Consider the following 15,330-nt stretch of genomic DNA (forward strand, 5'->3'; position numbering starts at 1 on the left):
ATGACGGAGATTATAATTTGGAAGAGTTGTTCGATTGGATAGATGAGGTGTTGGTGAAACTGCTATAAAAAAGTGAGTTTTTTGCTATAGAAAAAGACCAAAAGATTTTTTTCTTGGTCTTTTTTTACTTATATTTTTGATCAAGAATATTTAATTACCAAGTAAATATAACTTGATCTTCATAATAGAGTCAATTCAGCTGCTGACTCATGTATAATATTTTACATAATCATATACACACAATAGTTTTTTATAATCTGTTTCCTTTTTATTTTGAAAGCTTTTCAAGAAGGTTTCCAAATCAGAAATTTCAATTCTTCTAGCAAGAACCCCTTTGACTATAGCTGAAATTTTATTAGAATTTGAAATAGTTTGATCATCATATATACTCTGAATACTATGATGGTTAGGAGCGAAATCATTCAATTCTTTTAAGGATTTAATTTTAGCTAGCTGTATCTGTTTTAGCCGTTCGAAATTAGAAATTTCTTGTTGAATTCTAAAAAAACCAAATATAGGGAAAAATTGATTCCTTTGTATTCTATGTTTTTCAATTAATCTTAACAATTGGTGATTTGATTCCTCAATTATTTTAAAATAATTCATCATCATTTCTTCTGCAGTATGATATTCATATTTAATAGTTTTCAGGGATCCAATAGCTAATACTTTTTCTCCATTTTTTAAGCTATCAATATCCTCTGTTATACTAACCTTAATATCCCCTCCTGCAAAAATTTCCTTAACTACATTTTGAACTTTTCTAATGTCCATTGCAGAAACAGGTAAGCTTAGTTTCTCTAAATGTCTATAAAGTTCAGTATAGTTATCAGTTTTTAATTTGTTGATTCTAATAGTAGCCATTCCTTCAATATCAATATCATGTTCAACTACTTCTAAATTAGAGGAGTTTTCTTCATATTCTACTAACAAGAAATTACTTCTAATTTTTTTGGCCATTTCTGAAGAAGCATCAACATAAGTAAATATTGTTTTTAAGATGCTTTTGATATTTTTATCTCCTAAATTATAACCTAAAAAAATTATCGGGCTATGAATAAAAAGTGATAATAATTGTGCCCTTATTAGCTCATACTTTTCATTGAAAATTATATAATCGTTGTTAGTTATAATAATCTTATCAGGTTCATTAATACAACCATGTATTTTATATGCTGAACCATAAGGATTACTTAGCAAAATTTCATTACCTATAAGTGGTTTAAATTCGAATATATCTTCAATAAAAGTATCATAATTAGTTGTAATTATTGAACCAATATTTTTTCTAACCTTTTGTAATTCTAACATTTCCTCTCGTTTACTTTCTTTTATAGAATAATTGTTTAGGAGATCAGTAATAAACAATTTAAAACGGCTAATGTTTACACCCTTTTTAATATTTTCGTAAAACCTATCATTTATTTTTTTGAACTTACCATTTCTATCAGTTTGCAAGATTAAATCAAATTCTCTCTCGAGATCTGTTGCAATTTTTGGATAATCATATTCTCCGTTAACTTGGTATTTATATTTTAAATCATAATAAAACTCATCATTTCCTTTTAATTGGTTAGAGATATAAGATAATAATCCATCCCATGTAAATGAATTCTCTAAATATCTTAGGCTTATACCCGTTCCTACAAAGAGTATTGGATGGTTTTTAAAATTATTTACAAATTCGCCTATTTCCAAAATTCAACACCCCTTTTAAAGTAGTGTTATTTAATAAAAAGTCCAATCACGTTCATGTTTAGCATTCACTTATGATACATCTTTATTCCTCTATATATTTTTTTATTAAATTAAACAGGACAGGTAATTCTCCTCTTTCTTTAGATGTATACTGCTTCGCAATTAAAAATTTATTATAATGATCATCTAAAAAATTAAATATACGTTTTTTTTCATTATAAGGTACTAATTCTTTAGGTTCTAATATAGAGAATTCTTCATTTTTAACTCGTGAAGAGGTAGAACCTTCTTTAAATTTAAACTTATTAAAAATATCTTTTAGTTCTTGATCATCTGTGTTCATAACTACTTCTTTAATAGAATTATAATATTTTAAAGGACTTAAACAATCTTCCATCTCTGTAGGTGAGTAGTATCCCGATTTTGATACTGCTTGCAACTTAATAGTTCCATTTCTTTCAGGCTGAATTCTTGCTAGTTTTAATTTACCTTTTATGTCACTGCTTATTTCCAAATCATGCATTATATCATCAGTATCTATTAAACAGAGTACCTTACTTTCTATAGCTCTCTTTTCATCTTTTTCTAAGAAAGGAGTAAATAAATATCGATATACTTTAATTACATTACCACAACCACCAACACTTAATAATCGGAGGTTCTCAACTTCATTTAAATAATGAGATAAATAAAGTTTGTCATCACTCCCTTCACAAATAATCCAATTACACTGATCAGATCTAATTGAACTTAGTATTGATGATGTAAGATCGAAATAACTTTTCATCTGTATATCTTCAGGTAGAGATCCTCGTTTTTCAAAATAATTATTTAAATCAAATGTATTTATATAGACTTTATTCTCTCTTTCGGTCTTTACGTCTAAATGTTGTACATTTCCTATACTCGTTATAGGTAAAGAACCATACCAATGCGTTGTCAATAATAATTGATTCTTTCCTACAAGATTATATAACCTATCAAATTGTCCAAATGCTTTAGTAATATGTAGCGAATTTTCTGGTTCATCTATTGCCAATATTGTTTTTCTTTTGTTATTATCTGACTTATTTTGCAAGAATGCTGTAGCAATATCTATTAATGCGATTCTCTGTTCTCCAGAGCTCAATTCATATATCTCTTTTTTATCTTTTTTTAGGGTTCTAATAGAGAAATATGCTTCTAATATTCGATTTCTTACATCGGAAGGTTTCAAGTTCTTTTTATAATCATGCTCTACTTTGTAAGCATAACTTTCATCAATTAATCCTATTGTTTGATTTATTGTATTCATGTAATCATCTAAATTAGTGTTCAGATATTCCATCAAACTAACTTTTCTAGTTGTACCATTTTTCTTTGTAAAAGTTTTTTCATTTAATATATTATCAATTTCATACAGTATATCTGTACTCATTAAATCTTGCATTTCTTTATTTTCAATTTTAATGATTTCACTTGTAATAGACTCTACTGGTATGTATATATAAGAATAATACTCTCTTATAGCGTTAATTATCATTATATCCCGGCAATCAATTCCGCTTTCATTTAAACTATTATCTAAATGTGTAGTAAATGTACTATAGTATACTTTGGATTTTTCAGTATAATCTAAACCTAAAATGAAAAATAAATAGGTATCCTTACCGTATCTATATTTCAACTCATCTCGAAACTGAAAAAACTTCTCAAATACCTCATTATTCCTTAAATTACCATTAGCTTCCTCTGTTACCTCCCAGAAATAATTGCTAAGATTCAACAAGACTTGGTAATACTCTTCATCAATATTTTCTTTTATTTCATCTTTCCTTATTAGAAAAACTGGAGCAATAAAAGCCTCATCTGATTTTGTACTTTTCGTTCTATTCCAATAACCATTATTAAAAAAAGTATTTAAACTTTCTAATACTGAACTTTTCCCTACGGCATTATTGCCTATAAATAAAGTGAACGGATTTTCATAGTCGTTGCAGATAGGTATAAAGTTAAGTCCTTGGTAAATTTTGTAATGCCTACATAGAAGACCTACTATCATATTTGACACTCCTAAAATTTTATGCATTCCCTCTGTATCATTTCAAAATAGAAGTTGTACCTTATGTTTCCTGATGAAGAAGAAATGTTAGTACTTAGTTCTATTGTTCCGGATTTTAAATCAATTATTTCATCTTTCGATTTTCTCTAGCATAGATAATATCTTCTGGAGTTTTAATTGTGCTAACTCTAATTTACAAATAGATTTAGCTAATCTATTTGCTAAAAAGTCCAAAGTATTTTTTAAAACTTCACTCACTTATGATAAGGCTCCCCCCGATTAATCCGAAAAGCCCGATAAATCTGCTCGACTAGTATGAGACGCATCAACTGATGAGGAAATGTCATCTTCGAGAACGATAGCTTCTCGTCCGCTCGCTTCATCACCGTGTCACTCAATCCGAGTGATCCGCCGATGACGAAGGTGACTTTGCTTTTTCCATATGTAGCCAGCTTATCTATTGTATCGGCTAGTTCTTCGGATGTTTTCATTTTTCCTTCGATGGCGAGGGCGATGACATGGGCGTCGGGGCTGATTTTGGATAGGATGCGGTCGCCTTCTTTGTCTTTTATGATTTTCATGTCCTGGTCGCTTAGGTTTTCCGGCGCTTTTTCGTCCGGGAGTTCGATGATGTCGATTTTTGCGTAGGCCGAAAGTCGTTTGGTGTATTCTTCAATGCCTTGCTTGAGGTATTTTTCTTTTAGTTTTCCGATTGTCACAATATTGATATTCACAGGTCATCCCCACTTTAAAAACAAGTTATTCATATATGTTGTCCACAATTGTGGATATCTTTTCTGTATTTTGTGTAAGATCATTCGTTCCCCACTATATATACTGCGGGGTCTCCACATAATTCACAGGCTGTGGATAAACTGTTAGTATGTTCGATTTTTCTGATTTCGGGCGGCAGCTCGTGGTCGTCTATGTACATATCCAGCACCGTTTCGATGTGTTCTTCACAGGAATAATACGCTTGTTTCATGTTCAAATCCTCCGATGTTTCTTCCATTTTTACAATTGTTCTCTTCTCAATATAACCTATTTATTCACATGTTAGTAGTGCTTCGGGCTGAGTTTTATCCACAATTCGACAAACAAGCTGTTGATGACTCTATTTCGCTCGTGTGTTAGTTTGGATGTAACCGATGTGTGGGGAGGTTTGCATTTGCGCTTTAGATGGGTTTGGCTTTTTGTGATCATGTTGCTGCTTGCTGGGTGTCAGCCGTCTTATTGGGTGTTAGAGAAGGATCGAATCGGTGAAGGCAGTCCAGACTTAGAAATATACGCTAATTATCTCCAAATGCATGATGACGTGAAAGGATATCAAGTCTTCACCATTTTAGAAGGGAGAAAAATGGTTATTGTGTCTCTCGGAAGCAGCGAGAAAGATAAGAAGCTTGAAGTGTCAGACGTCAAATTCTCACCTAAAGAAACGATTGTAACTGTGAAACGAAAACCTGCTCCTACGGCAAATGAGAAAAACCCTTATATTTTGATTGGACTGGACAAAATCGAAGGGGATTTAATTGTCCAAGACGAATCAGGAGATCGCTTTGAAGAAACAGATTACCAGCAATAAAGCCGGCGTTCTGAGAACGTCCGGCTTTTTCTTTTACTTCAATGTCCCATGCGGGTCGATGACGAATTTTTTGGCTGCGCCTTTGTCAAAGTCGCTGTAGCCTTTTGGCGCGTCGTCCAGAGAAATGACGGTGGCGTTGACGGCTTTTGCGATCTGCGCTCTGCCGCTCAGGATCGCTTTCATCAAATTGCGGTTGTATGTCATGGCAGGTGTTTGTCCGGTGACGAAGGTGTGGGCTTTGGCCCAGCCGAGTCCGAATCGGATTTTTAGTGAGCCTGTTTTAGCGTCCGCATCCTTTGCGCCGGGATCTTCGGTCACGTATAAGCCTGGAATGCCGAGGCTGCCTCCGACCTGGGTGACGTCCATGATCGAGTTCAGCACGGCGGCAGGCGCTTCCCCTTGATTGCCGTGGCCAGATGCTTCAAAGCCGACACAGTCCACTGCGGCATCAACGGTCGGTTCACCTAGTATTTGTTCAATTTGCTCGCCGAGGCGGTCGTGTTTTTGCACGTTGACCGTTTCACAGCCGAAGCTTCTTGCCTGTGCCAGTCTGTCTTCGTTCAGATCGCCGACAATCACGGTGGAGGCGCCTAGGAGCTGAGCGGAGTGTGCAGCTGCCAAGCCGACAGGCCCCGCTCCCGCGATGTAAACGATTGAACCTGTTTGCACGCCCGCTGTGTAAGCTCCATGGAAGCCGGTCGGGAAAATGTCGGACAGCATGGTCAAATCGAGAATCTTTTCTAACGCCTGTTCTTTATCAGGGAATACCAAAAGCTGAAAGTCAGCGTATGGCACCATGACGTATTCAGACTGGCCGCCGATCCAGCCGCCCATATCGACGTAGCCGTAAGCAGATCCCGGCCGATCCGGATTGACATTCAGGCACACATGCGTTTTCTGCGTTTTGCACATCACACAGCGTCCGCAGGCAATATTGAAAGGAACGGATACGATATCGCCCTTTTTGATAAATTCGACATCACGCCCCGTTTCAATGACTTCTCCGGTGATTTCATGCCCGAGCACCAAGCCTTCAGGCGCCGTTGTGCGGCCTCTGACCATATGCTGGTCGCTTCCGCAAATGTTGGTTGTAATGACTTTGAGAATAACCCCATGCTCACATTTTCGATTCACATTCGCCTTCGGGACGCCGGGCCCGTCCCTCAAGATTAACTCCGGATAACCGATATCCTCCACCGCTACAGTCCCTTTGCCTTTGTACACAACCGCTTTGTTTCCTGTCAACGCCATTCCTCCCATTCATGTTTTTGGACTCTTGGTCCTTGAACATGACTTCGGTTCGGCATGACTCTTTCCCTTTTTCACGACTGTTTTTTCTGTATTCTTATAACAACAAATATGCCAAGAAAGCAGCCAATAATGGTTCCGCCGATGTCTAAGAAGTCGACTTTACATCCATTTAACAGGAATACAGTAATGGCCGAAACCAGGCTGATCATAACTGCCAGAAGAATAACCCGTTTGGTGCGCATGTAATTCCTCCTTTAGATTCGTTTCTAAACCATACCCAAAATCCTCTGCAAATTTCGGTTCAGCAAAAAAAGAGACTTCACACCAGTCTCTTTATAATTAGAGATCAATTAAAAAATTTCCTGAGAAATAATGTGACAATACTGGTTACTAACGCAATCGCCGTATATATAACAACCCAAAACATGAATGAGCTATTGCCCGAAGCTAACGTAACTAACAATATCAAGCTCGCGATAAGGACGATGAGCGGTGCCACCCAAAATCTCTTAAATAAAAAATGACCCGCTATACCAAATACACCTGCGATGATCGGAAAACCAAAAACGATAAATAAAACGGCGATGGCTCCCATACTACCCTCCTTGCCTTAAAACCTCTTCATCACCTCAAAATCATACAGCTTCAAATGACTCTTCGGCGTCACGACATCCTTTACCTTCCCAATCTCTTTTTCTTTCAATTTCTTTCCGGTTTTCAGGCTGTACTGTTCAATGTAGGCAGGCTTGTTATGCGTGTATGTGAAGAAATAGAGGCTGCTGCCTTTTTGGGTGATTTCTTTGAAATCGGCTTTCATTTTGTCCTGGGAAAAGGTGAAGGCGATGCTTGTTTTTCCTGTCTTGGCATCAATTTTGTGTACCTTTCCGAAGCCGTCAATGAAATACAGGTTCCCGTCATAAGGGAAAAAGCTGTTTTTAAAGCTGAAGGGCATGGAGCTGTATATCGTTTGTTCGTCGTTTTTGTATTCGTCGATGTCGTGCAGCTCTACTTTGCCGCTTTTTTTGTTGATCTTGACCATTTGATAGAGATTGCGGGCTTTTTGGCCGCGAACCATAACATAAACAGCTTGGTCGTCCACAGCAAGCTGGGATTCGACTGAGGCTCCTTCCCGGTACTGCCATTCTGTTATCTTGTGATAAGTGAGCTTCCTTTGATCTGCTTGAATCTGAAGGAGCTGATAACCTTTTTCGTCAGTTGTCGGAACGAGTGCGTAAATGGTGCCCTTATGAAAACCGGAGGCCCGGATGTAGTAGGGGATGACGTCTTTTTTCCACTCTCCGTTCATCTGGCGGTACAGCTCTGAGCGGTACCCGTCTCCCTTTTTGTCGTAGCCGGAGTTGTATAAGGTATAAAAGCCGTCCGTGTTTTGCAGAAAGCCTGCGCTGTCGCCTGTGTGCTGATAGGTTCTTTTATGGGAGCGCAGACCGTTTTTGATCGTATAAATCTTGTTTTTGTCCTCCAGCATCACACTGTCGCCGTGAACCTTGGCTGATCCCAGCTCAAGGCCCTTCATCTGAAAGGAAGACAGCGACCCGTCCTGGCTGATAAACAAGGCATAGCTTTTCCCGCCGCCAAATGCATCTTGATCCGCAGAGGTTGAAAAATATAACAGGACTTCTTTGTCATCCAAGAAACCGGAGTCTCGAAGATCCTGGTGACTTACAGTTTTATGGCTAGGAGAAATGAAGACAAATAGTGCGATTCCTGCGAGAATCAGCATGGCGATGGTAATCATCCACTTTTTCATATCCTTCTCCTTAGTTGATGGTCATGATGGTTGTCGTATACGAAGAACTTGTGATGTCGCGCGGATACACGCCTAAGCCTCCGTTGCTGTCTATATCAATGCCTGCTTTCAGCAAAAAGGCAGACCATAGGAGCTTTGAACAGTTTTTGGCGCCGTCATGGCCGGTATTTCTGTTATTGACGAAGTTAAATGAGTATGGGTCGCCTACTTTTGATACCGCCCAGTCGGCAGCAGCTGTTTTTTGAGATGAGGATACGCTGACGGTTTGCACAATGGAGTTGTCTTCCACGTCTCTGGCATTATAAGCGATCTGCCTGACGCCGTCGCTCGGGACAGATTCAACAATTTTGTCAGCAGCGGAGTACATGCCGACGTGGCCGTGATTGTAGTAGGCTGTGTAGGAGTTCGTGTAATAGATATTGCCTTTCGCGCTTGTCGGGAGTTTTTTCGTGCCGGACGAGCCGCCCATGATAGACATGCCGCTTTCCTTGGCGAGCCGGTCTCCCTCTGCTTTATCAGCCGTGATTTCCTTATAGAACTGTTTTAGGATAACATCCTGCTTTACGTGCTGTTGTTTGGCAATCTGGCTGGCAGATTTCATGATTTCTTCCGGTGTCGTGCCTGGCTGCAGTGCGGCGATTTCTTCAGCATAATTTGTGGTCTTTACGGCTTTGGCGGGAGAAACAAACAGGCCGCCGCACATTGTAAGCGCTACCAAAAACATCGACACTCGTTTCTTCAACTTCATTACATCTCCTCTTTTCTTGTGAGTGTAGGAAAGGTAATTTCCTCACCCACATTATATTAGGAAAATAAGGAAAGTAACTAGGTTATTTACAGAATTTTTAGAAATCGTTTACAGAAAAAGGCCTTTATCAGGCCCTTTTCGTTAAATCTTCTTGCTCATCACTACGTCTGTTTCTTGAAATCCGGTTTGCTCATATAGCTTTCGCGCCGTCTGATTATGAGCAAAGACATGAAGGGACAGCTTGCGGATTCCCATGCTGCGTGCCGTATGATCTAATGCTGCCAATGCTTGCTTTGCGTAGCCCTTTCCCCGATACGGTTCATATAACCCGAAATCATAAATAAACGCTTCCTGCTGCGGATGCTCCGGTTCAGCATGTATCCAGAGCCAGCCAACGGTATCCTTTTCATTCAGCTTGAGGCTCCACAAATGGTGATGGGGTGTTTCCAGCCCTCTCGGAAGCAGATCAGTAAACGCCTGCTTAGACAAAAGCTGTGCATCTTCAGGCAGCCATGTTCCCGCTTTTACCTTTTCTTCCGCGTAATGCTTTGTTGTGTATGTGAGATAAGACCGAAATTCTTCTGACTGCATTGGGGTCAGCATGATTGTCATATCATCTCTCCTTCATATATTGACTAGAGGATTTTACATAAAATAGAAAGAGGTGTTACTATCAGAATAAGCAACTGAGATTGATAAGTCACTAGAGAAAGGAGTTTCACATGAATAAGATCGCACCCGCAGAAATCGCTAGCATGCTCAACGATTGGTACCTTGCTATCAAGAAACATGAAGTGGAAGAGTCCTCCCGTTTATTTGAAGAAGTGAAGCCTTTATTGGATGACATGGAAGAGGATCAGGAGGTGCTTGCCTACTTCTCCTTATTGGAACTGCGCCACAAGGTTTTGCTTCACGAGGCGAGAGGACAGGGCTTTCAGCATGAGGAGCCTTCTCATATGAATGCTACGTCTGACATGCTGAAATATTACTTTTTTCTGTTTGAAGGCATGTATGAGGCCTATAAAAATAATTATGACATTGCCATTGGGCTGTATAAAGATGCAGAGCAGTATCTCGACAACATTCCCGATCCGATTGAGAAAGCTGAATTTCACCTGAAGGTCGGAAAGCTCTATTATAAGCTGGGACAAAATATTGTGTCCCTCAATCATACACGGCAAGCGGTCAAAACGTTCAGGGAAGAGACCGATTATAAAAAGAAGCTGGCTTCAGCCCTGATTACCATGTCAGGCAATTTTACAGAGATGAGCCAGTTTGAAGAAGCTGAGGCTTATTTGGACGAAGCAATTCGGATCACGAGTGAATTAGAGGATCATTTTTTTGAAGCCCAGCTTTTGCATAACTTCGGCCTTCTTCATGCGCAAAGCGGCAAATCAGAAGAAGCGGTTTCGAAATTAGAAGAGGCCTTACAGAACGATGAGTATGCCCGCTCTGCCTATTATTATCACTCTGCCTACCTGCTGATACGAGAGCTGTTTAAGATCAAAAAGAAAGAACAGGCCTTATCTTATTACCAAGAAGTGAAGGAAAAATTGACTGCTGAGCCGAATAGAATATGTGAGGCAAAAATAGACATTTTATATGCCATTTATGCAGAAGGGGGTCATGCGGAAACGTTTCACTTATGCAAACAACATATGGATGACTTGTTGTCCGAGAAAGAGTATGACAGTGTAAGAGAACTTTCCATTTTGGCTGGCGAACGGTATAGGGAACTTGAGCTTTACAAAGAAGCTGCCCACTTTTTTTATGAAGCATTACAGATTGAAGAACTGATTAAACGAACGGAGGTTATATAAATGAAAAGATTTCTGATTGGCGCAGGCGTCGCAGCGGTGATTTTATCAGGTTGGTTTATTGCGGACCATCAAACCCATTCACAGGAAATGAAAGTCGCTGAGAAAATGATTGGATAAATGAAAAACCCCCGCGGGATGCGGGGGTTCAATTTAACGAAAGAATCCTAAAACGGTTTGTAGTTTTAGGATTCTTTCATCTTTTCAGCGTGATTGAAAACCCTTGAAGTCTAGGAAGAACGAGCATTGGAGCGCAGCGAATGTTTGGAATTCGTGAGCACCGAAGCGCAGGCCTGACAACGAATGCGAGGGTTTGTCGACACGCTGAAACCCCCGCGGGTGCGGGGGTTTTCTTATTACAGCAGCTTCTTCCCTAGCAGAGATTCTACCAGCTCTACTGCTGTTTTGCCCGTTTTGTTTTTGTGATCAAGGATCGGGTTAACCTCAACGAATTCGGCTGAGGTAATGATGCCTGCGTCATACAGCATTTCCATAGCCAAATGGCTCTCCCGATAGCTGATGCCGCCGACGACAGGGGTTCCGACACCCGGTGCGTCGTTCGGATCAAGTCCGTCCAGATCAAGGCTCAGATGGACGCCATCACATGCTGATAAATAATCAAGGGTTTCTTCAATGACCTTTGTCATGCCAAGACGGTCGATTTCGTGCATTGTGTACACCTTCATGCCGCTTTCCTTAATGTACTTGCGCTCCCCTTCATCAAGTGACCGGGCGCCAATGATGACGACGTTTTCCGGTTTGATTTTAGGCGCGTAGCCTTCAAGGTTAACCAGTGACTCGTGGCCAATGCCGAGGCTGACCGCGAGCGGCATGCCGTGAATATTGCCCGATGGTGAAGTTTCAAGTGTATTCAAATCGCCGTGCGCGTCATACCAGATGACGCCGAGATTATCGTAATGCTTCGCTGTGCCTGCAAGCGTGCCGATCGCAATACTGTGGTCACCGCCCAGGACAAGCGGGAATTTTTTCTCTTCAATGACTTTGTTGACCTTTTGCGCGAGTTTTTCATTTCCCGCCAAAACGGAATTCAGGTTTTTCAGTTCCTCGTCATTTTTGATTTTTTCGCGGTTGATCGGAATGTCACCGAGATCTTCAACCGTATACCCCATGTCTGACAGCCGCTCGATCAGATGAGCGTACCGGATGGCACTCGGGCCCATATCTACTCCGCGTCGTGCTTGTCCTAAATCCATTGGCATTCCAATAACCGAAATCGTTTTATCCATCTGTGATTCCACCTCAACATTTAAGATAATGTCCTATGCGGGTTCTAACAAAGATGACTTACGGACAACGTTTTAAAGCTCTAGCTGACGATTCGCCTGCTGGCGTTTTTTAATGACGACATGATAAATGATGTAGCAAATGACCATAAACGGTACGCCGCAATACAGCGCGATACGCTGCTCCGGATCAAATGCAAGACTGATGAGCACGACCGTATTTAATGTTAGGCCGATCAGCGGAAGCACCGGGTACAGCGGTGTTTTAAATTTCAAATCTTCTATCTTCCCGCCTTCGCGGATATATTTGCGTCTAAACATGATTTGGGAAAGCGAGATCGTAATCCAGCCGACCTGCGCGCTCATACCCGCCAAAGATAACAGTACCATATATACAGTTTCAGCCTGCGCAAACTTTGTCAGAAGTGATAGGCAGGCCACAGCCATCGTTACGATTAACGAGTACATCGGTACACCGCGCTGATTTGTTTTTCCGAGCGCTTTGAAGGCCTGTCCTTCATTCGCCATCGCGTACAGAATACGTGTCGATGCGTATAAACCTGAATTCGCAACAGATAACAGCGCGATTAAAATAACAAAGTTCATGATATCAGCTGCATATGGGATCCCGATTTGCTCAAATACGGCAACAAATGGACTTTCCACGACACCCGCCTGTTTCCACGGAATCATGCCGGCAATGACAATGATTGAAAGCACAAAGAAGACAAGCGTTCTCCATACTGTCTGTTTGATTGACCGTGGAATCGTTTTTTCAGGGTCTTCACTTTCTCCGGCTGCAACCCCGATCAGCTCAGTCCCCTGAAACGCAAAGTTCACGGTAATCATCGTAATCAGCATTGCCTTTATGCCGTTCGGAAATAACCCGTCTTCATAAAAATGTGTCAAAAACGGCGCCTGCTCTCCGCCCTTCAGATCAATCAGGCCAAACATGGCAGCTCCGCCGAGAATAATAAATAAAAGGATAATCAAAATTTTAATGCCTGAAAACCAGAATTCTGATTCCGCAAAGGCTTTTGTGGTGATCGCATTTAAAATAAACATCAGTGCCGCAAAGACCAGACACCAGATCCACACGTCTATATGCGGAAACCATCGTTGCATCAGCTGCCCCGCTGATAAGAATTCAATGGCGCATGTAACCGCCCAGCCGAGCCAGTACAGCCAGCCGAACGCAAACCCGAAGGCCGGGCTGATAAATTTTGTCGCATAGGTCTGGAAGGACCCTGACACAGGAAAGGCGACTGCCAGCTCTCCTAAGCAGAGCATCGTCAAAAACATGATAAAGCCGCCCACTAAATAGGACAGAACCGCGCCGAGCGGTCCCGCTTGGTTAATGGTAAACCCGGTTCCAAGGAAGAAACCGGTTCCGATCACTCCGCCCAATGAAATCATGAACAAGTGGCGTGATTTCATTGTCCGCTGGAGCTGATTTCCGTTATCTTGGTTTGTATTCACATTCTGCACCCCTTCAGCAACTTGTATTGGATCTAAGCTGGAACATCTGCATGGTGCTATCCCAGTTTGCTGTCCAAAGAGTCTCTATCTATTTAATATAAAATTCACTTCTTCTCATAAAGATACATTATACTAAAATACTGTAGCTGAGCAAATAGGGAGTGCTGATTTTTCTGTTGTAAATTTATACAAACGAAGTGAATATCCCGCCATGGTACGGATTTATGCGTTTTGCAGCACGTGCTTAATTTTCTCTATCGCCCAATCCAAATCCTCTTTGGAAATGATTAATGGCGGTGCAAAACGAATGACTGTATCATGCGTTTCCTTGCATAAAAGCCCTTCTTCCTTCAAACGCTCACAATACGGACGTGCCGCTTCAGTCAATTCCACACCGATAAACAGCCCTCTGCCGCGGACTTCTTTAATAACCGGGTTGTCAATGCTCTCAAGCTCGCTTTTAAAGTATTCTCCAAGCTCAAGAGAACGATCCGCCAGCTTTTCATCCTCCAGCACTTCCAATGAGGCAATAGACACTGCACATGCAAGCGGGTTTCCGCCAAATGTGGAGCCGTGTGAGCCAGGGTTAAACACGCCTAAGATCTCGCGGTCCGCCGCAATGCATGAGATCGGGAACACACCGCCGCCAAGCGCTTTGCCCAAGATATACATATCCGGAACAATGCCGTCCCAGTCACAGGCAAACGTCTTGCCTGTACGTCCGAGACCCGTTTGAATTTCATCCGCAATAAACAAGACATTCTCTTCCTTACAAATCGCCGCCGCTTCCTGTAAAAATCCTTCCGGCGGAATTACAATACCCGCTTCGCCTTGAATCGGTTCAAACAAGAATGCCGCTGTATTCGGCGTAATGGCCTGTCGAAGCGCTTCCACATCGCCGTAAGGAATGAGTTTGATTCCCGGAAGCATCGGGCCGAATCCTCGTTTATATTCCTCTTCAGAAGAAAGAGATACCGCCAGCATCGTGCGGCCGTGGAAGTTCCCGACACATGCGATAATTTCCGCTTGATTGTCAGCTACGCCCTTCACTTCATACGCCCAGCGTCTCGCCGCTTTCACCGCGGATTCAACCGCTTCGGCTCCTGTATTCATCGGCAGAATCATCTCTTTGCCTGTCAGTTTAGCTGTTTTTTCGTAAAACGGCCCAAGCTGATCGTTATGAAACGCGCGTGACGTGAGGGTGATTTTATCAGCCTGATCCTTTAATGCCTGAATGATTTTCGGGTGTCTGTGCCCCTGGTTTACCGCAGAATAAGCACTCAGCATATCCATATATTCATTGCCTTCCGGGTCCTTTACCCAAGAACCCAGCGCTTCAGAAATAACAATCGGGAGCGGATGATAATTGTTGGCTCCGTAATGAGACGTCTGATCAATAATTTCTTTGGATTTAGATAAAGCTGTCATATTTGAATTCCCCCTTGTTTTCTGTTTCAACATGTTATCCTGCTTTCCCTTTATATAAATGCAAGTTCTGTGCCAAATCAAGAATTCGTGTGTTTTCTACAATTTTCGAGGACAAGGTGCAAAAACATTCTGATATTTCGAGCAAAAAGACTTCAGTAAGGGCAAAATTATTTTGCAGTTCAAATGAATATATCAACAAAGAAGGTCTTCACAAGCCAGATAAAAAGATCCTTTTAATTAAAAAATTAAAATAAGAATGACATTTATAAGAAAT

17 protein-coding genes are annotated in these 15,330 nt (G+C 41.1%); 3 read left to right on the forward strand and 14 right to left on the reverse strand.

What is annotated here, in order from left to right; translation table 11 throughout:
- Window positions 1-207: 207 nt before the first annotated feature.
- From bslm_RS19780 to bslm_RS19795, 5 genes are all read right to left on the reverse strand, one after another.
- Window positions 208-1,698 carry an SIR2 family protein gene (locus bslm_RS19780; protein ID WP_046381468.1) on the reverse strand — a complete coding sequence of 497 codons (1,491 nt, stop codon included), beginning with the start codon at window positions 1,696-1,698 and terminating at the stop codon, window positions 208-210.
- 82 nt (window positions 1,699-1,780) lie between these two features.
- Window positions 1,781-3,739, reverse strand: a complete 1,959-nt coding sequence (locus tag bslm_RS19785) for an AAA family ATPase (RefSeq protein ID WP_046381469.1) — start codon at window positions 3,737-3,739, stop codon at window positions 1,781-1,783.
- A gap of 129 nt (window positions 3,740-3,868) precedes the next feature.
- Window positions 3,869-3,997 (reverse strand): hypothetical protein, encoded by a 129-nt coding sequence (locus bslm_RS21795; RefSeq protein WP_257726411.1) that lies wholly within the window; start codon window positions 3,995-3,997, stop codon window positions 3,869-3,871.
- Complete coding sequence (rlmH, locus tag bslm_RS19790) at window positions 3,994-4,473, reverse strand: 23S rRNA (pseudouridine(1915)-N(3))-methyltransferase RlmH (protein WP_003243164.1); 480 nt, start codon at window positions 4,471-4,473, stop codon at window positions 3,994-3,996. Before rlmH ends, bslm_RS21795 begins: the two co-directional genes overlap by 4 nt.
- An 80-nt stretch (window positions 4,474-4,553) precedes the next feature.
- Window positions 4,554-4,724, reverse strand: a complete 171-nt coding sequence (locus tag bslm_RS19795; protein WP_003219122.1) for a CxxH/CxxC protein — start codon at window positions 4,722-4,724, stop codon at window positions 4,554-4,556.
- A gap of 183 nt (window positions 4,725-4,907) precedes the next feature.
- On the opposite strand from bslm_RS19795, the gene bslm_RS19800 reads away from it, so the two are divergent.
- Window positions 4,908-5,321, forward strand: a complete 414-nt coding sequence (locus bslm_RS19800) for a hypothetical protein (RefSeq protein ID WP_046161069.1) — start codon at window positions 4,908-4,910, stop codon at window positions 5,319-5,321.
- A 33-nt stretch (window positions 5,322-5,354) separates the two neighbouring features.
- Here bslm_RS19800 and fdhA read toward each other — a convergent pair whose 3' ends face one another.
- The 6 genes from fdhA to bslm_RS19830 all read right to left on the reverse strand — a co-directional run bounded on the left by fdhA (window position 5,355) and on the right by bslm_RS19830 (window position 9,700).
- On the reverse strand, window positions 5,355-6,581 hold the full coding sequence (fdhA, locus tag bslm_RS19805; RefSeq protein ID WP_082098086.1) for a formaldehyde dehydrogenase, glutathione-independent: 1,227 nt from the start codon (window positions 6,579-6,581) through the stop codon (window positions 5,355-5,357).
- Window positions 6,582-6,643: 62 nt separating this feature from the next.
- Window positions 6,644-6,814 carry a hypothetical protein gene (locus tag bslm_RS21180; RefSeq protein WP_014481459.1) on the reverse strand — a complete coding sequence of 57 codons (171 nt, stop codon included), beginning with the start codon at window positions 6,812-6,814 and terminating at the stop codon, window positions 6,644-6,646.
- Window positions 6,815-6,918: 104 nt separating this feature from the next.
- The gene (locus bslm_RS19815; protein ID WP_014481460.1) at window positions 6,919-7,167 is read right to left on the reverse strand and encodes a DUF2651 family protein; all 249 of its coding nucleotides are present in this window, start codon (window positions 7,165-7,167) and stop codon (window positions 6,919-6,921) included.
- 15 nt (window positions 7,168-7,182) lie between these two features.
- Entirely contained in the window at window positions 7,183-8,340 is a 1,158-nt protein-coding gene (locus bslm_RS19820) for a hypothetical protein (RefSeq protein ID WP_046381471.1), read from the reverse strand.
- A 10-nt stretch (window positions 8,341-8,350) separates the two neighbouring features.
- Complete coding sequence (locus bslm_RS19825) at window positions 8,351-9,088, reverse strand: YiiX/YebB-like N1pC/P60 family cysteine hydrolase (RefSeq protein ID WP_014481462.1); 738 nt, start codon at window positions 9,086-9,088, stop codon at window positions 8,351-8,353.
- Between the two features lie 141 nt (window positions 9,089-9,229).
- Entirely contained in the window at window positions 9,230-9,700 is a 471-nt protein-coding gene (locus tag bslm_RS19830; protein WP_014481463.1) for a GNAT family N-acetyltransferase, read from the reverse strand.
- A 110-nt stretch (window positions 9,701-9,810) separates the two neighbouring features.
- On the opposite strand from bslm_RS19830, the gene rapG reads away from it, so the two are divergent.
- Entirely contained in the window at window positions 9,811-10,908 is a 1,098-nt protein-coding gene (rapG, locus tag bslm_RS19835) for a response regulator aspartate phosphatase RapG (protein WP_014481464.1), read from the forward strand.
- Window positions 10,909-11,025, forward strand: coding sequence for a Phr family secreted Rap phosphatase inhibitor (locus bslm_RS19840; protein WP_003226961.1), 117 nt, complete (start codon window positions 10,909-10,911; stop codon window positions 11,023-11,025).
- 236 nt (window positions 11,026-11,261) lie between these two features.
- Here bslm_RS19840 and rocF read toward each other — a convergent pair whose 3' ends face one another.
- The 3 genes from rocF to rocD all read right to left on the reverse strand — a co-directional run bounded on the left by rocF (window position 11,262) and on the right by rocD (window position 15,056).
- The gene (gene rocF / locus bslm_RS19845; RefSeq protein ID WP_003226959.1) at window positions 11,262-12,152 is read right to left on the reverse strand and encodes an arginase; all 891 of its coding nucleotides are present in this window, start codon (window positions 12,150-12,152) and stop codon (window positions 11,262-11,264) included.
- Window positions 12,153-12,224: 72 nt separating this feature from the next.
- Complete coding sequence (locus bslm_RS19850; RefSeq protein WP_014481465.1) at window positions 12,225-13,628, reverse strand: amino acid permease; 1,404 nt, start codon at window positions 13,626-13,628, stop codon at window positions 12,225-12,227.
- Window positions 13,629-13,850: 222 nt separating this feature from the next.
- Window positions 13,851-15,056 carry an ornithine aminotransferase gene (gene rocD, locus bslm_RS19855; protein ID WP_033882007.1) on the reverse strand — a complete coding sequence of 402 codons (1,206 nt, stop codon included), beginning with the start codon at window positions 15,054-15,056 and terminating at the stop codon, window positions 13,851-13,853.
- Window positions 15,057-15,330: the final 274 nt, after the last annotated feature.

It is taken from the genome of Bacillus sp. LM 4-2, from assembly GCF_000978495.1.
Classification (GTDB): Bacteria; Bacillota; Bacilli; order Bacillales; family Bacillaceae; genus Bacillus; species Bacillus subtilis.